The following is a 23,676-nucleotide window of genomic DNA, read 5'->3' as shown; positions in this document are numbered from 1 at the left end:
CGGGGCGGGACTTCGAAGGGCAGTGGGGAAAGGAGCGGGCATGGCTCCGCGACAGCGCAGGGCCCGGTCCGGGCGGCCGGTCGCCGTCCTCGCGGCGGTGATCGTCGCGTCGGTCACCCTGGCGGCCGGCCCCGGGCTCAGCGCGGGCCCCGGGACGGCGCGCGCCGCCGTCCCGCTCACCCCGCTCCCGATGACTCCGACGACCCCGGCGGCCACCTCCACCCCGCCCGTTCCACCGGCTCCCGCACCGGTGACACCGCCCGTCCCGCTTCCCGCCACCCCGTCGCAGAGTCCGGTGCCTCCCGCGTCCGGTCGGGCCGTCGCGGACTTCGGGGTGTTCCTCGACTCCGGGCCGCGCGGTGTCGCGCGCATGGCCGAGGTGAGTCAGTGGCTCGGCGGGACCGAGTTGAAGGTCGCCCACACCTATCTGCCCGGCGACCGCTGGCGGGACATCGAGGGAGCGCCCGGCTTCCTGGACGTATGGGCGCGGTGGCGGCACGAGAAGGCGGACCGGACACTCGTCCTCAACGTGCCGATGCAGGAGCGCAACGAGGAGGGCCTCTCGGACGTCCAGGTGCGGTGGCTGCTGCGGCAGGCCGCGGACGGCGCGTTCGACCACCACTTCAGGGCCCTCGCCCAGCGGCTGGTGGAACTGAGGGTGCCGGACACGGTGATCGTGCTCGGCTGGGAGATGAACGGCACCACCTACACCCACCGCTGCGGACCGGACCCCGAGGCATGGAAGACGTACTGGAACAGGATCGTCGCCGTCATGCGCTCGGTGCCGGGACAGAAGTTCCGGTTCGACTTCGCGCCGAGCCGCGGCCGGGACGCCGTACCGTGGACGGAGTGCTATCCCGGGGACGCCACGGTCGACATCATCGGCATGGACTCCTACGACCAGCCGAGCGGGCTGTCCTTCGACGACCAGGTCACCGAGCCGTACGGCCTCCAGCAGCACGTGGATTTCGCGAAGGCCCACGGCAAGGCCATCTCCTATCCGGAGTGGGGGCTCTTCCGCAACGGTGACAACGCCGAGTACATGCGGCGCATGCTCGACTGGATCGACGCGCACAAGCCGCTGTACAACACGCTGACCGACTACTGCCCGCACGGCGTGTGGCAGTGCTCGGCCAATCCCCGCTCGTCACGGATCTACCGGGCCGCCCTGTACGGCCGCACCGAGCAGCCCGCCCCGCTGCCCACACCGCCCCCGGCCCCCACGCCGGTGCCCACCACCGAGCCCCCGGCCGACTGCTCGCCGCTGGGCCTGGGCGACTGGGCCGGGTACTGGCTCGGCACAGACCTCTGCCTTCCCTTCGACTGGTGGTCGCGGACCCGCTAGCCCCGCTCCCGTTCCCGCCACCGCTGCAACGCCTCCCGGCCCCGCTGCCGGACGGTCGCGTCGCACAGCGCGGCGGTCAGCAGCGGTGCGGTGCGCCGCCGGGCCATGAGCAGCCGCCGGTTGACGACCCGCTCGGGCCGCCAGTGGTGCTTGTACGGCTCGTCGCCGCGCAGCAGGCTCAGCGTGCCGCGCAGGCCGCCACCCGTGTGCTCGGTGCAGGCGTCCAGCAGTATCACCGCCACGTCCGCCTTCCGCTGCCGCAGGCCCGGATGCGCGCCGTAGAGGTAGCCGCCGGCCAGGCTGCCCGAGAGCAGGGTCAGGTCGACGGCCACCACCTCGTCGCCGAGCCGGAACTCGGTGACCACCGCGTCCCCCGAGCGCACCATCGGACCCACCGCGCGCACCAGGTGCTCGCGGAACCTGGGCCGCAGATGCTCGCTCGTCACCTTGCGCCCCTGCCACTGCATCCGGTGCAGCTCCAGCAGCCGGTCGAGCGCCGCGTCGACCTCTTCCGGGCCCACCGTCCGCCGCTGCACGCCCAGCGCGGTCAGCCGGCGCAGCTTGGCCCGCACCCGCTGCGCCGACTTCTTCGACGGCAGCCGGGCGATCAGCTCCTCCATGGACACGGCGGGCAGTTCCAGGCACGGCGAGTCGCGGAGCGTGCGGCGCGGCCCGCGCCAGCGGTCGTAGACCCCTTCCACCGCACCGCCCGGGCGCACCTCGCGGAAGTCGACCAGCGCCGTGCGCGCCGCGTCCGTGAGCGCCTCGGTGAGCGCGCCGGCCGCCCGCCCGTCGTCGCCGTCGTCCAGCAGCACGTCCGTGTAGTCGGAGATCGTCCCGCCGAGCGGCACCAGCGCGGGCAGCGGCCGGCGGACCAGCATCAGCGGCGCGACGGCCACCAGCTCCCGGCCCGCGCGCACCACGAGCAGCCGGAGCCGCCCGCGCCGGCCGTACGACCGCCACCACGAGTACAGCCAGGCATGGCTCTGGAACGGGGTCGCGGTGGCGCACCGCGCGTGCAGGCGTCCCCAGGCGGGGCCCAGCGCCGCGAAGGCGTCCTCGTCGGTGACGAGTTCGGTGACGAGTTCCGGGTGGCTGGTGGGACGGGCGAGGCCCGCCGGGTAGGTGGCGGTCACAGCTGGCCGTGCGCGTCGGCGGCCAGGGCCGGACCGGGCACCGAGGCCGCGCGGAGCGTCTCCTCCTGCCGCCGTCTCGGGCGGACCAGCAGTGCCAGGGCGCCGAGCAGCCCGCCCGCGCTCGCCCCGACGAGTCCGGTCACCCCGGCGGACGCCGAGGTGGGCGCGCCGGGCGTCACCGCGCGGGAGAACTGCACGAGTTCGACGTGCGTGTCGGCCTCGGCGGCGTCGGCGTGCCGGGTGAGCGCGCGGGCCACCGCGTTGGCCATGTCGGCGGCCCGCGCCGCACGGTCGGAGGTGGCGGACACGGCGACCATGGGGGCGTCCGGCGAGGTCGCGGCGCGCACACTGTCGCGCAGGGTGGCCGCCGGCACCCCGGCCCAGACCTGGGCGTCGCCGAGGACCGCGACCTGGGTGGCGACCCGGCCGTAGGCCTGCGCGAAGCCGAGCGCGGTGGCGGTGTCGGACCGCTCGGTGGGGACGGCGATGACATAGCTGGTCGCCGTGTACTCCGGGGCCCTGAGCACGCCGTACCCGCCGCCCAGCAGGCCACCCGCGAGGACACCGGCCGCCACCAGCGACCAGGGCGGCAGGGCACGGAGACGGGAGGGACGCAGGGGGCGGCGGTGGACGCGGTTGTCGGTCATGACGGGATGACTCCCTCGGGGGATCGGGACGGGGGGACCGTGCGGGCGAGCGCCGCCGTGTAGACGTCCATCAGCCGGGCGGCGCTGCGGGTGACGCAGTAGTGGCGGGCCGCCTCGGGGGCGGTGCGCGGGCCGGGCCCGGCGGCGCGGACCTCGGCGAGCGCGCGGGCGTAGGCGCCGGCGTCGCACGGGACCCGCACCGCGTGCGGGGCGGCCCCGGGCGGCAGGTCCTCCAGCGCGGGGCAGGAGGTGTAGCGCACCGGCAGGCCGGCCGCCAGCGCCTCCACGACCGCGAGGCCGAACGCCTCCTCGGGGGAGGGCGCGGCGAGCACGTCCATCGCCGCCGCCAGCGCGGGCAGAGCGGGCCCGGACGAGCCGTCGGGCAGGTACGGCCGCTCCCCGGCGAACAGCACCCGCCCGGCGACCCCCGCCTCCCGTGCGGCCCGCCGCAGCGCGGGCTCCTCCGGGCCGCCGCCGACCAGCAGCAGCCGGCAGCCGGCGGGCAGCCGGGCGAGGGCGCGGATCAGCAGGTCGAAGCGTTTGCCGGGGATGAGCCGGCCGACGCCGCCGATGACGAACGCGTCGGCGGGCAGCCCGAGCCGGTCGCGGGTGCGCCGGCGGGCGTCCGGGTCGAAGGCGAACCGCGCCAGGTCGATGCCGTTGGGCACGACCGCGATGCGCGGCTCGGGCACCCCCCAGCGGGCGAGCCGGGCGGCGACCGTGGGGGAGACGGCGACGGTGGACCGGCCCAGCCGCTCGCCCAGCAGGTACAGCGTGCGGACCCCCGCGGTGAGCGGACGGCCCTCCATCTGCGAGTCGCCGAGGGAGTGTTCGGTGGCGACGACCGCGCGGACCCCGGCCAGCCGGGCGGCGATCCGGCCGTACAGGCAGGCCCGGTAGAGATGGGTGTGCACGAGGTCGTACCGGCCGTGCCGGATGTGCCGGGCCAGCCGGGGCAGCGCGGCCAGGTCACGGTTCCCGGCCATGCCCAGGTGGGTCACCCGGACCCCGTCGGCCGTCAGCCCGTCGGCCACCGGCCCGGGGTTGGTCAGGGTCACCACCTCGCTCGCGACCGGCAGGTGCCGCAGCAGCAGCCGCAGTTGCTGCTCGGCGCCGCCCACGCCGAGCCCCGTGATGATGTGCAGGGCCTTCACCGCAGCCCCTCGACGGGCCGCCGGCGCAGCCGGTGCAGCCGGTACTTCAGGAACAGGCGTAGGGCGGTGTCGTTCTGCCCGATGTACACGCGCGGCAGGACGTGCGGCCCGGTGAGCTCACCGGGGTCGATGGCGCAGGCGTAGGCGTAACCGGCTTCCCGTACGGCCTCCACGGCACGCCCGTCGACCGTGCCGTACGGGTAGCAGAAGCCGGTGACCGGGGTGCCGGTCAGTTCCTCCAGTACCGCCCGGCTCTCGGCGGTCTCGGCCTTCAGCAGGGCGTCGTCGGCCTGGGTGAGGTCGACGTGGGTGAGGCCGTGCGAGCCGATCTCCATGCCCGCGGCGGCGGCCCGCCGGATGCCGTCGGCGGTCAGCAGCGGCTTGCGCGGGCCGAGGGGGTCCCAGGCGTTGTCGCCGCCGAGCCGGCCGGGCAGCACGAACAGGGTCGCCGTGCATCCCCAACGGGTCAGCAGCGGCAGGGCGTCGCCGAGGAAGTCGGCGTACCCGTCGTCGAAGGTGAGCGCCACCAGGTCCCGTCCCTCGCCCCGGGCCCGGGCGGCGAGCAGTTCGGTGACCGACACGCCGCGCAGCCCCCGCCGGCGCAGCCAGCGCAGCTGCCGCTCCAGCCGGTCCGGGCTGACCGTGAGGTGGTACGGGTCGTCGGAGCAGTCGCCGACCGAGTGGTACATGGCGATCCACGGGACCGGGCCGGGGGTGAGGTGCCGGGCGGGGGCCGGGGACTCAACGAAGGACGGCATGGGCGAGCTTTCGGGTGAGGGTGCGTACGGAACGGAGTGCGGGGGCGAAGCCCTGGGCGCCCAGCGCCCAGCCGAGCAGGACGAACACGACGGTCACCGTGGCGCCGCCGGCGGCCAGCCCGGCGAGCGGGCCCGCCGGTATGCTCCCCACGAATCCGCCGGCCACGGTGGCCACCACCGCCGCCCGCAGCGGCCGGCTCAGCTCGCGCAGCACCGGCCCGGTCCGGATGGGCACGCTGCCGCGCCGCATCCCGGCTAGGAGCAGCACGGCGGTGAGGGTGATGCCCGTGGCGTTCGCGGCGGCGATCCCGGTGACCCCCCAGGGCCCCAGCGTCCAGGCACCGGTCCAGGAGGTCGCGACGATGCCCGCGGCCATGGCGGCCACCGGGTACCAGGCGGCGCGGCCCGCCGAGAAGTAGGAGCGGACCAGGACGCCGGTCAGCGTCTGGCCGAGCAGACCGAGCGCGTAGACCCGCATCACACCGGCGGTCGCCGCGGTGTCCTGGGCCGTGAACGCGCCGCGCTGGAACAGCAGTCCGATCAGTTGCGGGGCACAGGCCACGACGGCGGCCGTGCCGAGCAGCACCAGACAGCCGGCCAGCGCCAGATCCCGCTCCACCCGGTCCCGGGCCCGCTCCGTGTCGCCGTCGGCCAGCGCCCGCGCCACCACCGGGAAGGTGACCGTGCACAGCATCATCGACAGCGTCATCGGGATCTGCGCGACCTTCTGCGCGTAGTTCAGGTGCGAGATGGCCCCGGCGGGCAGCTCCGAGGCGAGGAACCGTTCGATCAGCACCTGCGACTGCCGGCACAGCGCGAACAGCAGCACGGTGGCCAGCAGCGGCACCGCCAGCGGCTGCGCGACGGCGGGGGCCCCGGCGTCCGTCCCGCCGGTCCGGCGGCGACCCAACTGCCGTACCAGGGACGGGAACTGGACCAGCACCATCAGGCAGCCGCCCGCCGCCACCCCGAACGCGGCCGACCGCACGCCCCACCGGTCACCGAGGGCGTACATCGCCGTGATGATGCCGACGTTGTACGCGAGGTAGATCGCGGCCGGTGCCAGGAAGCGGCGGTGGGCCCTGAGGGCGGCGCTGGAGTACCCGGCGAGGCCGAAGCTCAGCACGCAGGTCGCGGTGAGCCGGGTGCAGTCCACGGCGAGAGCGGGGTCGGGCAGACCCGGTGCGAGCACGGCGACGAACTGTGGCGCGGCCACCGCGAGCAGCGCCCCGACCGCCGTGAATCCCAGGGCCAGCCGGGGCAGGGTGCCGGCCACCAGCGACCGCACCGGATCCCCCGGGGCGCCCTGCGCGCGGCGGGCCAGGGCCATGCTGAACGCCGGGATCAGCGCGAAGGCCAGCCCGTCCTCGATCAGCAGCGTGGCCGCGAACTCCGGCACCGTCCAGGCGACCAGGAAGGCGTCCGTGTCCCGCCCGGCCCCGAACAGCCGGGCCAGCGACTGGTCCCGCACCAGCCCGAGCAGCGCCGCCGCCATGGAGAGCGAGGCGGTGACGAGAGTGGCCTGAGCGAGGAAACGCCGCGTGGGCGGCGCGTGTTCGACAGGATCGGCAGGAAGGGACACCGGGGGGTGGAACGGCCCCGCCACCGTGGCCGCCTCGGCCGGCCGGGCGATGGGCAGGCTCACTCCCTGGCCACCGACTGCCGGCCCCACGCCGAACGCCGACCGGGACGGCCCGGGGTGCGGGTTCGTGCCGGGCGTTGGCTGGGGCGGACTGGGGTGTGGGTTCGTGCAGGGCGTTGGCTGGGGCGGACCGGGTTCCGGATCCCCGCCGAGCGTTGGCCGGGGTGGGCCGGGTTCTGGTTCCGTGCTGCGCTTCGGCCGGGCCGGTCCGAGTTCCGGTTGCGCGTCGGGTGCCGGCCGGGCGGGCGCGTGCGCCTGCGGTCCGAGGCCGAGCACCGGTCGCCGGGGCGCGCTGGGTCCAGGGTCGGCGTGGAGCGCCGGTCGCCGGGACGCGTGGGCCTCTGGTTCCGTGCCGAGCGTCGGCCGGGGCGCGGTGGCCTCCGAATCCGTGCCGAGCGTCGCGCGGAAGGACGCGCCGGGTTCCGGGGCCGGCATTCCCTCGGTTCTGGGCGGTGTCATCTCGGCGGCCTCCGGGAGCGCGGCGGACCTGGAGGGCGTGGAGGGCGTACGGGGCGCCGACGCCGTCATCGCAGTACCGCCTCCCCGGGCCGGCTGCCCCGTCCGGCCGGTACGGCGGTGCACTCCGCGGAGTCCACCTGGTCACCGCCGATCAGCGCCCACCAGGCGATCAGGCCGAAGCACACCGCCGTCAGCACGGTCGACGGGCCGCCGATGTCGGCGTACGCGAAGTCCACGAGCTGCCACACCAGCAGCCCGCAGGCGACCAGCGCGCAGTCCAGGCCCCGGCCGCCGGCCGCGCGGGTCCGCCACAGGCCGCGCAGCGCGCACACCAGCAGCGCGAGCCAGCCGCCCGCGAGGCACAGCAGACCGATCAGGCCCTGTTCACTGAGGACCAGCAGGTACATGTTGTGCGGCGACAGCAGCGGCTGCCGGCGGAACGCGGCTCCCGCGCCCTCGGTGTCGCTGCCCGAGGACAGCGCGAGCGAGGCGTGCCCGTCGCGGTACTCGGGGAAGCCCTTCAGGCCGACGCCGGTCAGCGGGCGGTCGCGCCACATGTCGGTGGCAGCGGCCCACATCGTGTACCGGTCGGTGACCGACTGGTCGGGCGCGTCGGCGACCCGCGTGATGCTGTCGATCCGCTCCTGGAGCATCGCCGTACCCACCCCCGGCCCGCCCACCAGCACCACGCACGCGGCCACCGCCGCCGCGCCCACCTTCAGCGCCCGGCGCGGCCCGGACAGCACCAGTTGCACGGTGAGCGTGACCACGGTCGCGATCCAGGCGCCCCGGCTGAAGGACAGGGCGAGCGGCACCGACAGGGCCAGCGCGCAGCACACGGCGAGCGTCCGCTCCCGCGCCGAGGTCCGGCCGAGCGCCAGACCCACCGCGCACACCAGCCCGAACGACACCACCGTGGCCATGCCCATCACGTCCGACACCCCGAAGGTGCCGACCGCGCGGATGTCCTGGCCCTGGTAGGAGGCGCCGGTGCCGGTGACGTACTGGTGCGTGCCGACCGCCCCCTGCCAGCCTCCGAGCGCCACGAACGACCAGGCCAGCAGCCGGAGGTCGGCCCGGTCACGGACGAGGAGCACGACGGCGGCCGGGACCAGGACGAAGACCTGGAGGTAACGGCCGAGGCCGGTGAGCCCGGCGCCCGGCGAGACCGCGTGCAGCGCGGCCAGCGCCAGACCGGGCACCGGCAGACCGAGGAGGACCGCCGCGGTCCGGGTGAGCGGGCGGCGGCGCGCGCGCAGCAGCCGTACCCCGCAGAAGACGACGGCCAGCGCGGACACCGCGTCGGCGGGACCCGCGCCGCCCTCCTCACCGGGGGCGACGGGCAGTGCGAGCAGCGCGACGACGGCCACCACCGGCAGCACCGGCAGCACCGGCAGCACCGGCAGCAGCGGGGACAGCCGAGCGGGGTGCCGGAGCGGCAGGGGGAGCGCCATCGGTCAGCTCCCCGTGGACCGCACCAGCGCGGCGGCGGTGCGCAGCAGGATGCAGACGTCCTGCCACAGCGACCAGTTGTCGATGTAGGCGTTGTCGAAACGGGCCCGGTCCTCGATCGAGGTGTCACCGCGCAATCCGTTGATCTGGGCGAGCCCGGTGATGCCGGTCCGCATGCGGTGGCGGGCCGCGTACCCCGGGTAGGTCTGGCTGAACCGGGCGACGAAGTACGGCCGTTCGGGGCGCGGGCCGACCAGGCTCATGTCGCCGAGGAAGACGTTCCACAGCTGGAGCAGCTCGTCCAGCGACGCCTGCCGCAGGAACCGGCAGAACGGGTTCATCCTCCGCTCGCCGGCCACGCTCCACCGGGTGGCCGCCTCGTGCTCGTCGACCGGGCGGTGGGTGCGGAACTTCAGCAGCGTGAAGGGACGGCCGTTCTCGCCGATGCGCTCCTGCCGGAACACCACCCCGGGTCCGTCGGTGAGCCGCAGCACCACCGCGCACACCAGCAGCAGCGGGCTGACCAGCACCAGCAGCGCCCCGGACACCGCGATGTCCAGCAGCCGCTTGGCCACGCTCGTCCGCCGCCGCGCGCCCAGGTCCAGGCGGCGCACGGCGAACCCGGCGAGCTGGTCGCGCATCTCGTACGCCGGACTGTCCGCGTCCACCTCCCACAGCGTGCAGCCGGACTCGGTGAGCGCCCGCAGCAGCGGCCCCTTCTCCGTGCGCACGGCCGGGTGGACGGTGAGGACGACCCGGACCCCGTTCTGGATGAGCGCCCGCTCCACCTCCTCACCGGTGGTGAGCACCGGCAGCCCGCCGGTGCCGTCCGGGTGTTCCGCGACCACGCCCACCGGCCGCACCCCGCAGCCCGGCCGGCGGAGCAGAGCGGCGGCCACCCGCTGCGCGGTCGTCGCGGGCCCGATCACCAGGGCGGGACGCGGGTGGCGGCGCAGTCCGACCCGGCGCCGCCAGTACACCGCGCCCCGGCCCGCACCGGCCGCCGCCGTGTGCAGCGCGCAGCCCAGCAGCAGGGTCCGGACGGTGAGGGCGCGCTCGGGGTCGTACGCGGCGAGCAGCGCGGCGAGGCCCAGCCAGGCCACCGCGATCCGCCCGCACACCACGGGGAGTTCGTCGAGCACACCGGGCACCGGTCGCGCGGAGTGCGGACGCAGCAGCAGCGCGCCGGACACCAGCGCGGCGACGAGCACCGGCCGGCGGGCGGCCTCGTCCAGCGCGACCGCGCCCACCAGCGCGGCGAACAGGTCGGTGGCGAGCAGCGGCAGCGAGGAGGCGGGCCGCACGGGTGGGCGCCGCACCGGGAACCGGAAGCCGTCGGCGGTGCGGGCCGGCAACACCGAGACGGGCGAGAATCCGTGGTCCCATGGCTGCGAGCCGGGGGAGGGAACGGTGCTTTCCGCAGTCACGAGTGGATGGACTCCCTGCACTCGGAGGACACGGGCCGGGCTGCTTCACCGGCCCCGGACGGGCCGGTGGGGCCGGGGGCGGTGGGGCCGGGGCCGGTGTCGGCGGTGCCGGGGGCTGGGGTGACGGTGCCGGGGGCTGTGGCGGAGGCTGTGTCGGCGGTGCCGGGAGGTGGGGCGGCGGGGTCGCGGCCTGCGTCGGCGGTGTCGGAGCCGGTGTTGGTGGTGCCGGGGCTCGGGGCCGCTGTGTCGGAGCCTGCATCGGCGCTGCCGAGGCCGCTGCCGGGGGTGACGTTGGTGCCGGGGGCTGGGGCGGCGGGGGCGCGGCCTGCGTCGGCGGTGTCGGAGCCGGTGTCGGTGGTGCCGGGGTCCGTGTCGGCGGTTTCGGAGTCCGTGTCGGTGGTGCCGAGGAGTTCGTCGTAGAGGGACGCGATCCGTTCGGCGGTGTGCCGTACGTCGTGCGCGGAGAGGATGTGCCGGCGGCCCTGGTCGCCGAGCCCCGCGCGCAGCGGTGGGTCGGACAGCAGCGCGGTGATCGCGCCGGCCAGCGCCGCGGGGTCCTCCGGCGGTGCCAGGCAGTGCGCGGCGAGTGCCGGCGGCAGGCTCTCGCGGGCGCCGTCGACGTCGGTGACGACGACGGGGGTGCCGCAGCCCAGCGCCTCCAGCGGGGCGAGCGCCATGCCTTCCCAGCGCGAGGGGAGCACCACCAGGTCGGCGGCCCGGTACCAGGGCACGGGGTCGGCCACGGCACCGGTGAACTGCACCGAAGGGGGCGCCTGTTGGCGTAAGCCCTCCCGGTCCGGGCCGTCGCCGACCAGCACCAGTCTCGCCCGGGGCAGCACACCGAGGACGTCCTGCCAGGCGCGCAGCAGGACGTCCTGGCCCTTCTGCCGGCAGAGGCGGCCCACACAGACGACGAGGGGGCGGTCTTCGGCGTCGACGGGGCGACCTTGGCCGTCCACCACGGAAGTCGAGGGAGTGCCGCCGGCCGGAGCCGGTGCGAAACGGGTCGTGTCGATGCCGTTCGGGATGACCACGTACGCCGCGCGTACCCCGGCGCGCAGACCTGTCGCACGCTCCGCCTCGCTGACGCACACCACCCGGTCCGCCCAGCGCGCCCCCCACCGCTCCCAGCGCAGGGCGAGTCCCGCGGTGAGGCCGCCGACCGCCTCGAAGGACCAGGCGTGCGGCTGGAACACGGTCGGGACACGCCCGCGGACGGCGAGCCGCGCGGCCAGGCCGGCCTTCGCACTGTGCGCGTGCACCAGTTCGGGCCGTACCTCGTCGATCAGGTGTACGAGTCGCCGTACCTCGCCCCGCAGAGCGGGACCCGGGGACCGGCTCGCCCGCCAGTCCCGGACGTCGGCGCCCAGTTCCCGCAGGCCGGCGGCGAGTGCGCCGCCCGGGCAGGCCACCGTGACCCGCAGGCCCGCCGCGAGCTGGGCGCGGGCCAGGTCGAGCACGACCCGGGCGACACCGCCGTCGACGGGTTGCGTGAGGTGCAGGACCCGGGGTCGAAGGCCGGGTGCTGGATGGTGCATTCGCGGGTTACCTCGCTCACGGGGGCGCTCTGGGGACTGCGGTCGTGAACGCGCCTGTTACCTCCGGGCGTTCGCAGCGGCGAAGAGCACGCCGGCCCGTGCCGCGTCCGCGTGGGAAACGAGTCGGAAGCCCGGCTGGTCACCGTCCCGTCGCGGAGCCCGGCCCGGATCGCACACGTCGCCGTCGTGGCCGAGCGTGTCGGCGTAGGCCGGAACCCGCCGGGCGGGTACGTCACCCGGTGCGATGATCGTGGAGTCGGGTACGTCGTCCGCAGGAGCGGCGGGGTCGTGCCGTGCGACGGGCGTACGCCGGAGGCCGGGGGAGAGCGTGAGCGTCCCGCGGCAGGGGAGGGCGGCGGAGGCGTCCGCCGTCGTACGCAGCGGCGGACCCGGGAACTTGCGCATGACGGCGGAGCCCTTTCACACGTGCTGGAGAGGTCCGCAACTCTAGCGGCTAACCGGACTAATCATCAGAAACCGCTCAAGTGTGTCGGAGTTGTGAAGGCGTGTCGTTCGCACGTCACTCCATTGGCGGCACAACCCCGGGGAGCGCCACGCGTTGACACAACGCCGGGCATCCCGCCCGGATGTTTGTGTCGATCCCAAGGAGCACCTCTCCATGTCGCGTATCGCGAAGGGCCTGGTCCTGACCTCCGCCGCCGTCGCGGCCGTCGCCGGCGGTGCCGGCGTGGCCTCCGCCGACGCCGGTGCGGGCGCACTCGCCGCCGGCTCGCCCGGTGTGCTGTCGGGCAACGCCGTTCAGGTCCCGATCCACGTGCCGGTCAACGTGTGCGGTAACACGGTGGACGTCATCGCGCTGCTGAACCCGGCGTTCGGCAACACCTGCGTCAGCGACTGACGTCGGGGCGCAACCCTTCGGCCGGCCGCCCGTCCCGCTCGTCCGTCGCGGGGTGGACGGCCGGTTTTGTGCTCCCTCAGAAGGGTCACCGCACGTAGGTGAGCGGTTGCGGTGAGCGATCGGTGAATCGACGGTGGGGTCAGGTCTCACTGTTCACCGAAAGGAACGCCCATGCGTGATCTGCCTGCCCGGCGTCTCGCGTCCACCGTCCTCTGCGCGTCCGTCCTGGTCGGGATCACCGGCCCGATCGCGGTCGCCGCCGACGCGGCCCGGGAGCACGACCGTGCCGCCTCCCGGGCGCCCGTCTCGGCAGCGGAGAAGGACAAACTGCTCGCCCAGGTCAGAGCCCTGGGCAACGCGGACTCCGCAGTCGGTCCGGTCGTCGATCTGCTCAACCGATCGCTGGAGCGGGGCAAGCTCCCCGCCGACGAGGCCAGGCGACTGGGCGAGGCGGCGAAGACGGCCGTCGCCAAGGCCGCCACCGACCCGAAGCCGGCCACCCCGATGACAGCGGCGGTCCACCCGGCACCCGTCCAGCCCACGGCGGCGACATCTACGACGCCTGCGAAGCCCGCGGCTCAGACGACGCCCACGACAGCGGCGAAGCCGGCCACCGAACCGACGACCACGCCTACGACGGCTGGGAAGCCTACGGCGGCTACACCTACTGTGGCGGCGAAGCCTACGGCGGCTACACCTACGACGGCTGCGAAGCCTACGGCGGCCACGCCTACGAACGCCGGGAAGCCCGCGGCACCTACGGCTCCCGCGGCGTCCACGGCACCGGCGAAGCCGGCGGCGGCTACGCCCACGGCGTCCGCGTCTCCGGCGAGTTCCGCGAAGCCCACGGCGTCCGCGTCTCCGGCGAGTTCCGCGAAGCCCGCGGCTCCCTCGGCGCCCGCCAAGCCGGCAGCGGCCACCACGTCCGCGGCCCCCGCGAAGCCCACGGCGTCCGCGTCCCCGACGACCTCGGCCAAGCCCGCGGCAGCCACCGTACCCGCGACTTCCTCCACGTCATCGGTGAAGCCCACGGCAGCCACCTCCCCCGCGGCCTCCACCGCTCCCACCACGCCCGCCTCGCCGGTCGCTCACGCAGCCCCCGCCGTGCCGGTGGCCCTGGCCGCGCGGGCGGCCACGCGGCACGGCGGCATCGCCAAGCTGCCCTCGTCCCGCGACCTGACCAGTGACGCTCTCTCCTCCCTCCAGACCGCGATCGACAACCTGGTGAAGGCGGTCACCGGGCAGCTCGACCAGGTCCTGTCGTCCGCCGCCGACGTGGTGTCCGGCCTGGTCGACCTGCTGGGGACGACCCTCCTCGGCAAGGACGCGCCCGCCCCCGGCGTGGAATCCCTGCCCTCCCTGCCCAGCCTCCCCGCGGAGTCGAGCCAGCCGACGACCAGCTGACGTGGGGAATTACCTGGACCGTGGGACCGTACGGCAATTTCATATGTCTTCTGGGTGCGGGGTTTCCGCCCCGGCCGGACATCGTTAGGCAGGGCGTCAGAATTCCCGGGGTGACGTGAGTTGCCGAAGAAAGGAACACGATGAAGTCCCTGAAGGCCGCCGTCGTTGTCGCCGGTTCCGTGGCCCTTGCCGGCGTCGCCGCACCCGCGTTCGCCTACGACGCCCGGCACCTGCCGCCGATGAGCCTCAACGGCGCGCTCGCCGAGCTGGCCGAGAAGCCGCCCGCCGTGCGGGATCTGATGCCGTTGCAGCACCAGTCGGACGCGCTGGACACGGAGAACAAGGACTCCGTGCTCAGCAGCGTGAAGGGCGCCACCACCACCCTCAACCAGCGGGGGCTGCTCGGCGGCCTGCCCCTGCAACGCTGACGCCCGCGCCCGCCAGGGCCGGTACCGCACCCGTGCGGGCCGGCCCTGACGCGTGCCGTGGACCCCGTCCCCCGATCGTGTGGAGCGGCCCCGGGCGCTGCTCCGGAAGGGTGAGAAGCCGCCGGGTGACGCCACGGCCCGTCGATATGGTCGCGCGGTGACCTCAGTATCCAGCGAAATCCGCCCCTTCCGCGCCGCCGACCTCGGCACGCTCGCCCTGCTCGCCTGGATGGCCAGGAACGAGGAGGGCGACGGCAGGACGCCGTGTCTCCTCGCCTGTTCGCTGGGCGACGGCCCGGACGGCCCGGAGGCCGCGTCCGCCGCCGTGGCGCGGCTCCTCGACGAGATGGGCCTGCCCGTGGGCGGCGACCCGGTCGACGGCACCACCCGGCCGAGCCTGAAGGCCAGCATGCTGGTCGTCGCGGGCCAGATCGTCCTGCAAATGCCGCACGTCACCACTCAGGTCACCCCGCCGGCGGAGTGGCTGAAGGCGGTCGGGAAACTCGGTTACACCTACTTCATGTTCACGACGCGCGTCTGCCCCACGACCGGCCCGCGCCGGCCGGTCGAGGGCGTGGAGCTGGCCGCGTTCGCGGGAGCCCCGGAAACGACGAACGCCGCCGCGCACGCCTATCTGCCGGCCCGTAGCCTGCGCGTCTGATGCCCGGGGGGCCGGCGCCGGCCGCGGTCCCGCCCCGCTGTGCGTCCTCACCGGCGCGGCCGGGCCGCCGGCCCCGTGGATCATCACCCTGGACGAGTTTGCGGCCTATGGCGTCGTCGTCTGCGCCGGCATGAGCCTGCTGGCCGGTGCCCGCTTCCCCGGCTGGTACTGGCTGCTGTTCGAGGCCGGATGCCTGTTCGGCGTCGGGTTCGTGTCCTGGTTGCGGTGCGAGTCGCCGTGCTGACCCGCTGGTGGGAATTCTGGACGAGCTGACCGAGAGCCGACCGATGGGCTGACCGACGAGCTGACTATTACGGCACTCGGGCGAATTGCGAAATGAAGGCGTTTTCCACTCGTTACGCGGTACGGACGTCGAACACACCGCATCCTGAAAGGGACCGTACCTGACATGAAGCCGACCACCCGAGGAACCCTTGCCGCCGTCGTCACGGGCGTCGCGGCCACCGTGGGGGCCGTCGCCCCGGCCGCGGCGGCCGGTACGGTCCCCGTCCGCGTGCCCCTGGGCGGTGTCTCGACGGCGCTCGGCATGGAGGTGCCGAGGCTCGGCGCCGAGCTGCCGCTGCCGAAGCCGGGCGCCCCCGACGGACCCCGGTACGCCACGGGCCGGCTCCTCCCCGACCGGACCCTGCCCCAGCTGCCGGTGACCAGTGGGCTGCCCGGCCTGGACGCCAGGGCTCCGCTGCCGCACCTCCTGGGCGACGGCTTCGACCACCTCGACGCCGACGCGCCCGCCGGCGACCTGCGGGCCCTCGCCCCCGGCCTGTCCCTCGACGCCCCCTTGACCGCGCCCGACGGGAACAACTTCGGCCTCCCCGGCGCCAAGCTGCCCCAGGCCGGCGTCCTCGCCCCGGTCCTCCAGACCGTCGCCGGCGGCAACCTGGGCACGGGCCCGGGACTGTAGCCGGGCACGGCCGTACCCGCCGTACGGCTCTGCTTCAGTGACCCCGCGCACCCTCGGCCGGTTAGCCGGTACGGAATCTGATCCCGGACGAGGAGTGAGCATGGTCGTCGGTGTCGGCGCAGTGGCGGTCGGTGCGGAGCAGCAGGCCGGAACGGGAGCGGCGAGACCGTCCCGCAGGGAGGTGGCGCGGAGGCTGCTGGCCTCCACGGCGGCGCTGGGACTGGCCCCGGTCGTCGCCGCCTCCCGGCCCGCGCCGTCGGCCGGTGGGACCGGCGGCAGCTCCTTCGACGAGACCTATCGGGGCCGCCGTATCCAGGGCGTCCTGGTACCGGCCGCGGGGCCCGAGGCGGACGGGGGCGAGTGGCGGATCACCGTCGACGGACGCCCGCTGCACCTGATGCGCCGGGCCGACGGCACCTGGCTCAGCATGGTCGACCACTACACGTCGTACCGGACACCGCTGGAGGCGACCCGGGCGGCCGTGGACGAGATCGGGCCGGGCCGGGAGCTGCGCGACCTCGCGCCGGGCCGGCTCGCCGACGGTCAGCCGGGAGGGCACGCGCACACGGGGGGACAGCATGGCGTACGTGCGTAAGAACGTCAGCACGCTCACCGCGGGCGAGCGACGACGGTTCGTGAACGCGCTGCTCACGCTCAAACGGCGCGGCCAGTACGACGAGTTCGTGCGCCTGCACATCGACTTCTACACCACCGACGGCGAGAACGGCCTGCGCACGGCCCACATGGCGCCGTCCTTCCTGCCCTGGCACCGCAGGTTCCTGCTGGACCTGGAACGGGCGCTGCGCCGGATCGACTCGTCGGTGACGGTGCCGTACTGGGACTGGACCCGGGATCGTACGACGACCTCCGTGCCGTGGACGAAGGACCTGCTCGGCGGGAACGGGCGGCGCTCCGACCGGCAGGTGACGACCGGTCCGTTCGCCTATGCGGCGGGCCACTGGACCCTCAGGGAGGGCGTCACCGACGGCAAGTTCCTCACCCGGGACCTCGGCCGCTCGGCCGCCCCGCTCCAGCTTCCCACCCGGAGCGAGCTGAAGTGGGCGCTGGACGACCCCGTCTACGACGCCCGGCCCTGGGACTCCACCGTCCGCAAGGGCTTCCGCAACAAGCTGGAGGGCTGGGGGGCCGGCAGCGGCAGCGGCTCCTGGAAGAACCACAACCGGGTGCACCGCTGGGTCGGCGGCGCCATGCTCGGCGGCGCGTCCGTCAACGACCCGGTGTTCTGGCTGCACCACGCCTTCCTCGACTTGCAGTGGTACCGCTGGCAGCGGGCCCACCGCAGCCACCGCTACCTCCCGGCCGAGCCGCCCGGCGTCGCCGACGACCAGCACCGGCGGATCGTCGCCCGGCACGAGAAGCTGCCGCCGTGGGACGAGACGCCGGACCAGCTGGAGGACGTGAGCCGGATCTACCGGTACGCCTGAGCGGGCACGTGTCCGCACGCGGGAAGGGCCCCGGCGCTCGGAGTGCCGGGGCCCTTCCCTGTGGTGGTGCCTGTTGTGTTGCGTGTGGCGCCTGTCGTGCTGGCGTGCCGGTCGGCTCAGTTGCCGTAGCCGTTGCCGTAGCCGTCGTGACCCGGGCCGGGGTTGCCGGGCTTGACCTTGTCGCTGTGGTTGACGCAGGCGTTGCCGAAGACCGGGTTCAGCACACCGACGACGTCGACGGTGTTCCCGCACACGTTGACCGGGATGTGCACCGGAACCTGGACCACATTGCCGGACACCACGCCGGGCGAACCGACGGCGCCGCCCTGAGCGCCCGCGTCGGCCAGGGCCAGTCCGGCCCCGCTGACCACCACGGCACCGGTGCCGAGAGCGACAGCGGCCGCCTTCGCGATGCGAGACATCACGTTCTCCTTTTGTAGCTCGGAAAGCGCAGCGACAGGCCCGCCGCCGCACTTCCCGTTCAACGGCGCCGCACGGGGCTGGTCACGGTGATCAGCGGCGGATCACCCTTTCAACGGCAGGGTGCTGTCGCTTCGACGGCACGGTGCTGCCGCGCGGGGCCGGGGTTTATTCACGGGCGTCGGCCGGGTTCCGCCCCTACCCTCCGGGTATGGACACGGACAACGTTCCCGACAGCGGTACCGGCGACGACGGTCCGGACGCCGGTGAGCGGTCGCGGCAGCTGATCGGTCTGCTCGCCGAGGAGAACAGGTTGCGGGCCTTCGCGGCGGTGGCGCTGGGCGCGCGGAGCACCCGGCAGGTCGCCGAGACGGCGGGCCTCACGCCCAAGGACACGGCCCTCGCCCTGCTCAGACTGCGCGAGCAGGGAGCCGTGACGGACGGGCCGGAGGACGGCCTGGCCGTCGCCCACGACCTCCTGCGCGAACTGGCCCGCCCGCGGCGAACGGAGGGTTCCGCGCGCCCGGCCGCGGGCGACGTGGTGAGCACCTTCGTCCGGGACGGCCGTCTGCTCCGGCTGCCGGCCCAGTGGACCCGTAAGCAGCAGGTGCTGCGGCACATCGCGGAGCGGACCTTCGAGCCGGGGGTCGCCTACCCGGAGCGGATCGTGAACGAGCGCCTGCGGGCCTGGTGCGAGGGCACCGACGAGATCGACCATGTGGCGCTCCGGCGGTACCTCGTGGACCTGTGCGAACTGCGCCGCAGCGAGGGCGTCTACGAACGCGTGCGACCCCAGCCCGCCTGACCGCTGTGGCCCTCAGGGCAGGCGTCGTACCGGTGAGCCCGCCAGATAGGCCTGGATGTCCTGCACGGCCTGGCCGTAGTACGTCGTGTAGTTGGTGTGGGAGACGTAGCCGAGGTGGGGCGTGGCGAGGAGGCGCGGCGCGGTACGCATCGGATGACCGGCCGGCAGCGGCTCGATGTCGAAGACGTCGACTCCGGCGCCGGCGATACGGCCTTCGTGCAGCGCGGCCAGCAGCGCGTCCTGGTCGACGATCGCGGCGCGGGAGGTGTTGACGAGGTAGGCGGTCGGTTTCATCAGGGCGAGTTCGGCGGCGCCGACGAGACCGCGGGTACGGTCGCCGAGGGCGAGGTGGACGGACACGAAGTCGCTGTCGCGGAGCAACTCCTGCTTCGACGCGGCGAGTTCGACGCCCACCTCCTCGGTGCGCTCCCTGGTGAGGTTCTGGCTCCACGCGCTGACGCGCATGCCGAAGGCGAGGCCGACCCGGGCGACACGGCTGCCGATCTTCCCCAGCCCGAGCAGGCCCAGCCGGCGGCCGTGCAGATCGGCGCCGACGGTGGACTGCCAGGGCCCGTTGCCGCGCAGCGCGTTGTGCTCCTGGACGATCCCACGGGCGAGACCGAGCAGCAGTGCCCAGGTCAGCTCGACCGGCGGGGTGCTGGAACTCGCCGTACCGCACACGGTGACCCCGTGCGCCTCGGCGGCGGCGTAGTCGACGACGCTGTTGCGCATCCCGGAGGCGATGAGCAGTTTCAGCCGGGGGAGGCGGGCGATCAGCGAGCCGGGGAAGGGGACGCGTTCGCGCAACGTCACGACGATGTCGTACTCGGCGAGCGCCGCGGCGACGGCGTCCTCTCCGTCGAGGTGCTCGCGCAGCGCGACGACCTCCACCTGCTCCTCGATCACCGACCAGTCGGCCAACCGGTCCGCCACACCCTGGAAGTCATCCAGCACCACACAGCGAAGTCGCACGCGATCTCCCTCCTGCGCGGCGACTGTAGCGCGCGCCCGAACACCCCTCCCAGCCGATCCCGCTGCACCCGATGCCCACTCTCACCTCCCCCGCCTGCCCAGCCACGCCACACACCCCCACCGCATGAGACCGCCCACACCGAGGGCCACGAGAACGGCTCCCCAGTCGATGACATGGGGAAGGCCGGGAAAGAACGCGAAGAACGCCAGGGCTCCCACGAGCCCCACCACAAACGCGCCCCCACCGATCCACCGCCGGCGCACATCCTCCGCTTGCCCCCGCCCGGGGCCCCGCTCCTGCTCACTCATGACCGACTCACTTGGTGATGTGGTGACATTGGCTGACGCGTCACACGCCGTTGACGTAGAGGCGAGCACATGCCCTGCCATAACGAGGAAGCGTCTGGGGAGCGTTGTTCCGCATGGGGTCGATCTTGCACTCACTGTGCGTCTTGCCCCGCGAGGTGCGGTAGGTGCGGTTGTTGGTGTCGGCGTAGGTGAAGTCGATGCGCCAGTTGCAGAAGCCGCTGCTGAGGGCCGCGACGAAGGCGCAGTCGACGCCGGCGTTCTGGTACGTGATCTTCCTGCCGCTGCCGCGGATGATGTGCGTGAACATGCAATCGGTCGGCACCTTCACGGTCATACCGCCCACGCTGTACTCGAAGGTACGCACGGGCGTCGAGCCCATGGCGCCGGCGTGCGCGCTCGTCGGCGCGGCGAGGGCGAGGGATGCTGCGGCGGCCAGCGTCGTGACAACACGCCTGAGGTACTGCACGGCCAAGGCCGGTCCCCTTCTGATGATCGCCCGATGAACATCCGGGGCAACCGGGGCCGGCCGTGACCCGGGGTGGCGGTCGGCTTCAGCAAAGTGAGGGAACTTGGCAGCGCCGGGGTGACCGGCAAAAACGTTCCAGGTGGTCCAGGTCGGTCCGGTCCGGGGTTCACTCAGGAACACGCGTCCGTGACTTCTGCCTGACGGACCTCGCTGCTTCCCGCCTCGGTGAAGGCCACCGTGTCGGCGGGGCGGGAGGTGCCGAGTTCACCCCAGGCGTTGGCGACCAGATGGAGGGCGAGACCGGCGCCCCGTTGGGACCCGAAGCTGCGGCCGAGCGCTTGGAAGACGCGACCGGACGTCGCTGGCGTGGGCCGCCGACACCTCGCCAGGGCCGCACTGGATTCGCCGAGCGCCGTCGCCGCCCGATGTCTTGCCGTCAGCGCTGCCATCACTGCCGCCGACCGCAGCCCCCCTGCGTACCGCTCAGATCCGCCCGCCGGTCAGCCGGGTAAGGGGGCCGTGCGTGCGGCGCCCCGCGCGGTGACCCGCCAGGTATGACGTGGCGCTCAACGCCGACAAGCCCGCACCTACACCGGCGGCGACGAGCTTTCGGTGGGCGATCACCGTCCATGCCGTCCTGGCGAAGGCCACGGCCTGTCCCGAGGCGGCGACGACGGCCTGACGGCCGGCTTCGACACGCTCGGCCGCGCTGTGCGCGACCGCGGTGCTCGTCCCGGCCACACGCTCGGCACCGTTCACGGCCGCTGACGTCGCGTCACCGCCCTTCTCGGCCGCCTTGTCCGCCGCCTGCGACGCGGGAGCAGTCGCCTTCGCCGTGGCCCGCCGGGCCTTGGCAGACGCACTCCGCTTGGATACGGAACTCTGATTCGTGCCGCTGTTCGACTGACGCATGGACTTCGCCTTGCCGCTCGCGTCAGTGGCAAACTCACGGCTGACACCAACGCGCTTTTGCCGAGGCAACGCGTGAGCATCCGGCCAGGGGCTGGGGGGAGCCGTAGCCATGTGCGCGGAGAGCGTGACCCTGCCCGAGCCCGACACCACCGACCAGTGGTGCGAGCTGCCGATACACACGGCGACGCCGGAGGCCGGGAAGCAGTGGGCCGGCACGGGCGGATCCATACCTGAGGAAGTGGCTCAACGGCGGCACCCCGCCCGCCCGGGTGGCCGAATGGGCCGGGGCCGGCTGATCTTCCCCGGGCCGAGAACTTCGACACGTACTAGGCACGGCCCCCCGCGAAAACCCGGTGACAGCCGGACAGCCCCGGAGTCTGCCCTTGATCATCGAGAGGGCGTCCGGGGCTTCGTCGCACCCGGCGACAACCGCTCTGACCAGCGAAAAGCCCTCCCGAGCGGGAGGACGGAGACAAGCGCCCCCGGCAGGACTCGAACCTGCGGCCAAGCGCTTAGAAGGCGCTCGGTGGATCTTCAGTCAGATCCTTGCTGACCTGCTTCTTTTTGCGTGCCGCGCGCGTCATCGACTGGTCTTCGACACGCATTCGACATGGCTCGGCCTACTCGTACATGGTCGCCGCTTGCAGAGCTCGGGCGAAGAACGTCCAGTCACCACCGGGCGGCAACTCCCGGCCGGTGTTGCCGTACCACCCGTCCGCATCGTCGATCCAGGCGGCCAAGGCCTCCAAGAAGCTCGGAAGGTCCGCGTTCTCCCATGAGCTTCCTTCTTCGGCGTGGCTGTGACGCAGGGAACGGACGAAGGCTGCCAGGTCTTCTCTGCTGCCGACCTGATTGGGAGAGATGGTCATGCCTGCGGACCCTACTGGGAACGCCAACCTGAAGGCGTCCTGTGGGGGCGGAGCTAGCGGTTGATCGGAATCTCGTAGACGATCTCGCAGTGAGCGGCAGGCACCACGATGTCCGCCGTCTCCACGGGCCGGCCCTCGTCGCTGTAGTACGTCCGCCGAATGTGGGTAACGAGTGCGGCCTTCTGGATGCCCAGGAGGGACGCCTCCTCGGCGGTCGCCTGCCGCGGCTCAGGCTGCTCCACGGCGTGGCTGACGGTGACACCGATCGCGGCCATGCGGTTCACGACCCCAGCCCCGGCGTGCGGCCCTCCCTCCGGGAGGACGACGAGAGTGCCGGCGGTGAGGTCGTACGGCTCCCAACTCGTCGACAGCTGCACGGGCCTGCCGTCGGCCAGGAACTCGTATGTCGTCCGGACGCACAGGTCGCCCTCGGCGATGCCGAGCCGCGCCGCGATGTCCGCCGGAGCTGGCACCTTGGCCTCAGTCCGGCTCTCCCAGTCCCCTTGCCTGCCCACGGCCTTCATGTCCGCCCGGAACGGCGACCCGTCGGGCCGCTCACGCGCGGACGAACGGACCACCCGTACCCGCTGCCGGGGCTCGGCGACGTATGTGCCCGAACCGGCGCGGCCCTCCAGCACGCCCTGGGAGATCAGCAGCTCCTGAGCCCGGCGGACCACGTTCTCGCCGACCCCGTACTCCTGGCCGATCTGGGCACGGGACGGCAGACGGTCCCCGGGCTCCCATACGTGCTCCGCGATCCGGCGCCGGAGTTCGTCGGCGATGCGGAGATAGGGCGGCTGCTCAGGCATATGGAAAATCTAGTCCACTAGCTCTAACCTAGTTAACTAGCTTCACTGAAAGTGATCGCCGGTTGACGGAGGCTGCCCTGTGCCCGCTTCGGGATCCCGCGCGGCGGCCATCGCCGCCCGGCTGTCCGCCGTCGGGCTTCCCGCGCGCGTGGAGGAGTACGACCGCTACACGTCGGTCGAAGCGGAGATACCGGAAATGCCCTCCGCCGACTTATGGCGGGAGGCCCTGGAAGTGGTGGCCGAGGCCGATCGGTTCGGCCTCCGCGCCACCAGCCAGAACGGCCGCACCCTCTGGGCGGTCGTACATAAAGCGGTCCCCACGACGGGCGATGTCGGGGGACCGAGCCATCAGCGATAGGAGCTGAGCAGCGTGCTCAACCGTATCCGCCGTGCCGTCTCGCTCACCAGAGCGCGGTACGCCCCCAAGGGCAGGCACCGCCGCCCCTTAACGACCTCCCGGCCGACGGTCGCCCCTGCCCGCCCGGCGTCCGCCGATGCGTCGAGGCGGCCACTGGGCCGGGTCTCCGACATCGTCAACCACCGACTCCCGCTCGCAGGGGAGGACAACGCACTCGTCCGCCCCTACGTGCTGGCCTGGGAGCAACGAGTACGGCCACGGGCGGTGGTCGTCGCTTCCCATTTGCCGGCTGAAGCCTGGTCGACCCTGGCGGGGGTCCACTGATGTCTCCACGCCAACAACTCCGCGTCACCGACGCCTCGGCCGTCCCCTACCGGTCGACCGCCTGCCGTATCGGCACACACCCGCGCTGCACGGAGTCCTCTCCCGTCTCCGCGCCGGTCGACCTGCCGGTTGCCTACGAGACGTGCGCGTGCCCC

At 73.6% G+C, this 23,676-nt stretch carries 26 protein-coding genes and 2 pseudogenes; 12 read left to right on the top strand and 16 right to left on the bottom strand.

Going from position 1 to position 23,676, the window contains the following annotated elements:
- Nucleotides 1–40: 40 nt before the first annotated feature.
- Nucleotides 41–1,345, top strand: a complete 1,305-nt coding sequence (locus IE273_RS02520; RefSeq protein WP_189813449.1) for a glycoside hydrolase family 26 protein — start codon at nucleotides 41–43, stop codon at nucleotides 1,343–1,345.
- Here IE273_RS02520 and IE273_RS02515 read toward each other — a convergent pair.
- From IE273_RS02515 to IE273_RS02475, 9 genes and pseudogenes are all read right to left on the bottom strand, one after another.
- Nucleotides 1,342–2,481 carry a GNAT family N-acetyltransferase gene (locus IE273_RS02515; protein WP_189813448.1) on the bottom strand — a complete coding sequence of 380 codons (1,140 nt, stop codon included), beginning with the start codon at nucleotides 2,479–2,481 and terminating at the stop codon, nucleotides 1,342–1,344. The two genes, IE273_RS02520 and IE273_RS02515, sit on opposite strands and share 4 nt — an antisense overlap.
- Nucleotides 2,478–3,128 (bottom strand): lipopolysaccharide biosynthesis protein, encoded by a 651-nt coding sequence (locus tag IE273_RS02510; RefSeq protein ID WP_189813447.1) that lies wholly within the window; start codon nucleotides 3,126–3,128, stop codon nucleotides 2,478–2,480. Before IE273_RS02510 ends, IE273_RS02515 begins: the two co-directional genes overlap by 4 nt.
- Nucleotides 3,125–4,282: a glycosyltransferase gene (locus tag IE273_RS02505; protein WP_189813446.1), complete on the bottom strand. Its 1,158-nt coding sequence runs from the start codon at nucleotides 4,280–4,282 to the stop codon at nucleotides 3,125–3,127. Before IE273_RS02505 ends, IE273_RS02510 begins: the two co-directional genes overlap by 4 nt.
- A complete protein-coding gene (locus IE273_RS02500) occupies nucleotides 4,279–5,040 on the bottom strand; it encodes a polysaccharide deacetylase family protein (protein WP_189813445.1) in 762 nt (253 codons plus the stop codon). The genes IE273_RS02505 and IE273_RS02500 overlap by 4 nt, the downstream gene beginning before the upstream one ends.
- Nucleotides 5,024–6,685: a murein biosynthesis integral membrane protein MurJ gene (gene murJ / locus IE273_RS02495; RefSeq protein ID WP_189813444.1), complete on the bottom strand. Its 1,662-nt coding sequence runs from the start codon at nucleotides 6,683–6,685 to the stop codon at nucleotides 5,024–5,026. The genes IE273_RS02500 and murJ overlap by 17 nt, the downstream gene beginning before the upstream one ends.
- 521 nt (nucleotides 6,686–7,206) lie before the next feature.
- Nucleotides 7,207–8,595: an O-antigen ligase family protein gene (locus tag IE273_RS02490; protein ID WP_189813443.1), complete on the bottom strand. Its 1,389-nt coding sequence runs from the start codon at nucleotides 8,593–8,595 to the stop codon at nucleotides 7,207–7,209.
- 3 nt (nucleotides 8,596–8,598) lie between these two features.
- Nucleotides 8,599–10,020: an exopolysaccharide biosynthesis polyprenyl glycosylphosphotransferase gene (locus tag IE273_RS02485; protein WP_189813442.1), complete on the bottom strand. Its 1,422-nt coding sequence runs from the start codon at nucleotides 10,018–10,020 to the stop codon at nucleotides 8,599–8,601.
- Nucleotides 10,021–10,418: 398 nt separating this feature from the next.
- Nucleotides 10,419–11,558, bottom strand: a pseudogene (locus IE273_RS02480) (glycosyltransferase); the annotation flags it as partial.
- Nucleotides 11,559–11,615: 57 nt separating this feature from the next.
- Nucleotides 11,616–11,963 (bottom strand): hypothetical protein, encoded by a 348-nt coding sequence (locus IE273_RS02475; RefSeq protein WP_189813441.1) that lies wholly within the window; start codon nucleotides 11,961–11,963, stop codon nucleotides 11,616–11,618.
- A gap of 214 nt (nucleotides 11,964–12,177) precedes the next feature.
- On the opposite strand from IE273_RS02475, the gene IE273_RS02470 reads away from it, so the two are divergent.
- Nucleotides 12,178–12,417: a chaplin gene (locus tag IE273_RS02470; RefSeq protein WP_189813440.1), complete on the top strand. Its 240-nt coding sequence runs from the start codon at nucleotides 12,178–12,180 to the stop codon at nucleotides 12,415–12,417.
- A 578-nt stretch (nucleotides 12,418–12,995) separates the two neighbouring features.
- Here the strand turns inward: IE273_RS02470 and IE273_RS02465 are convergent.
- Nucleotides 12,996–13,448: a hypothetical protein gene (locus IE273_RS02465; RefSeq protein ID WP_189813439.1), complete on the bottom strand. Its 453-nt coding sequence runs from the start codon at nucleotides 13,446–13,448 to the stop codon at nucleotides 12,996–12,998.
- Between IE273_RS02465 and IE273_RS02460 the strand changes: the two genes are divergently transcribed.
- The 7 genes and pseudogenes from IE273_RS02460 to IE273_RS02430 all read left to right on the top strand — a co-directional run bounded on the left by IE273_RS02460 (nucleotide 13,438) and on the right by IE273_RS02430 (nucleotide 17,277).
- On the top strand, nucleotides 13,438–13,821 hold the full coding sequence (locus IE273_RS02460) for a hypothetical protein (RefSeq protein WP_229887043.1): 384 nt from the start codon (nucleotides 13,438–13,440) through the stop codon (nucleotides 13,819–13,821). The two genes, IE273_RS02465 and IE273_RS02460, sit on opposite strands and share 11 nt — an antisense overlap.
- A gap of 140 nt (nucleotides 13,822–13,961) precedes the next feature.
- Nucleotides 13,962–14,249: a hypothetical protein gene (locus IE273_RS02455; RefSeq protein WP_189813438.1), complete on the top strand. Its 288-nt coding sequence runs from the start codon at nucleotides 13,962–13,964 to the stop codon at nucleotides 14,247–14,249.
- Nucleotides 14,250–14,406: 157 nt separating this feature from the next.
- A complete protein-coding gene (locus IE273_RS02450) occupies nucleotides 14,407–14,910 on the top strand; it encodes a DUF5949 family protein (protein WP_189813437.1) in 504 nt (167 codons plus the stop codon).
- A pseudogene (locus IE273_RS02445) lies at nucleotides 14,882–15,145 on the top strand (vitamin K epoxide reductase family protein); the annotation flags it as partial. The gene IE273_RS02450 and the pseudogene IE273_RS02445, both read left to right, overlap by 29 nt.
- A 174-nt stretch (nucleotides 15,146–15,319) precedes the next feature.
- Nucleotides 15,320–15,832 carry a hypothetical protein gene (locus tag IE273_RS02440; RefSeq protein WP_189813436.1) on the top strand — a complete coding sequence of 171 codons (513 nt, stop codon included), beginning with the start codon at nucleotides 15,320–15,322 and terminating at the stop codon, nucleotides 15,830–15,832.
- A 100-nt stretch (nucleotides 15,833–15,932) separates the two neighbouring features.
- Complete coding sequence (locus IE273_RS02435) at nucleotides 15,933–16,427, top strand: tyrosinase family oxidase copper chaperone (RefSeq protein WP_189813435.1); 495 nt, start codon at nucleotides 15,933–15,935, stop codon at nucleotides 16,425–16,427.
- Nucleotides 16,411–17,277, top strand: a complete 867-nt coding sequence (locus IE273_RS02430) for a tyrosinase family protein (RefSeq protein ID WP_189813434.1) — start codon at nucleotides 16,411–16,413, stop codon at nucleotides 17,275–17,277. Before IE273_RS02435 ends, IE273_RS02430 begins: the two co-directional genes overlap by 17 nt.
- Nucleotides 17,278–17,393: 116 nt before the next feature.
- On the opposite strand, the gene IE273_RS02425 is transcribed toward IE273_RS02430, so the two are convergent.
- A complete protein-coding gene (locus IE273_RS02425) occupies nucleotides 17,394–17,699 on the bottom strand; it encodes a chaplin (protein WP_189813433.1) in 306 nt (101 codons plus the stop codon).
- A 209-nt stretch (nucleotides 17,700–17,908) separates the two neighbouring features.
- Here IE273_RS02425 and IE273_RS02420 point away from each other — a divergent pair, with 209 nt between their 5' ends.
- A complete protein-coding gene (locus IE273_RS02420; protein WP_189813432.1) occupies nucleotides 17,909–18,502 on the top strand; it encodes a DUF2087 domain-containing protein in 594 nt (197 codons plus the stop codon).
- Between the two features lie 12 nt (nucleotides 18,503–18,514).
- Here IE273_RS02420 and IE273_RS02415 read toward each other — a convergent pair whose 3' ends face one another.
- The 5 genes from IE273_RS02415 to IE273_RS02395 form a co-directional block, all read right to left on the bottom strand.
- Nucleotides 18,515–19,474, bottom strand: a complete 960-nt coding sequence (locus IE273_RS02415) for a D-2-hydroxyacid dehydrogenase family protein (RefSeq protein WP_189813431.1) — start codon at nucleotides 19,472–19,474, stop codon at nucleotides 18,515–18,517.
- Nucleotides 19,475–19,823: 349 nt separating this feature from the next.
- Nucleotides 19,824–20,255: a hypothetical protein gene (locus IE273_RS02410; RefSeq protein WP_189813430.1), complete on the bottom strand. Its 432-nt coding sequence runs from the start codon at nucleotides 20,253–20,255 to the stop codon at nucleotides 19,824–19,826.
- Nucleotides 20,256–20,732: 477 nt separating this feature from the next.
- The gene (locus IE273_RS02405) at nucleotides 20,733–21,161 is read right to left on the bottom strand and encodes a hypothetical protein (RefSeq protein ID WP_189813429.1); all 429 of its coding nucleotides are present in this window, start codon (nucleotides 21,159–21,161) and stop codon (nucleotides 20,733–20,735) included.
- Between the two features lie 620 nt (nucleotides 21,162–21,781).
- Nucleotides 21,782–22,030 (bottom strand): DUF7660 family protein, encoded by a 249-nt coding sequence (locus tag IE273_RS02400; protein WP_189813428.1) that lies wholly within the window; start codon nucleotides 22,028–22,030, stop codon nucleotides 21,782–21,784.
- 53 nt (nucleotides 22,031–22,083) lie between these two features.
- Nucleotides 22,084–22,839 carry a GntR family transcriptional regulator gene (locus tag IE273_RS02395; RefSeq protein WP_189813427.1) on the bottom strand — a complete coding sequence of 252 codons (756 nt, stop codon included), beginning with the start codon at nucleotides 22,837–22,839 and terminating at the stop codon, nucleotides 22,084–22,086.
- Between the two features lie 79 nt (nucleotides 22,840–22,918).
- Between IE273_RS02395 and IE273_RS02390 the strand changes: the two genes are divergently transcribed.
- Complete coding sequence (locus tag IE273_RS02390) at nucleotides 22,919–23,197, top strand: hypothetical protein (protein ID WP_189813426.1); 279 nt, start codon at nucleotides 22,919–22,921, stop codon at nucleotides 23,195–23,197.
- Nucleotides 23,198–23,209: 12 nt separating this feature from the next.
- Nucleotides 23,210–23,521: a hypothetical protein gene (locus IE273_RS45040; protein WP_373309283.1), complete on the top strand. Its 312-nt coding sequence runs from the start codon at nucleotides 23,210–23,212 to the stop codon at nucleotides 23,519–23,521.
- Nucleotides 23,522–23,676 lie beyond the last annotated feature (155 nt).

It is taken from the genome of Streptomyces olivaceoviridis, from assembly GCF_014650115.1.
GTDB classification, from domain to species: Bacteria; Actinomycetota; Actinomycetes; order Streptomycetales; family Streptomycetaceae; genus Streptomyces; species Streptomyces olivaceoviridis.
Note: the sequence above shows the minus strand (reverse complement) of the source record. Positions and strands in the feature narration are given on the sequence as shown.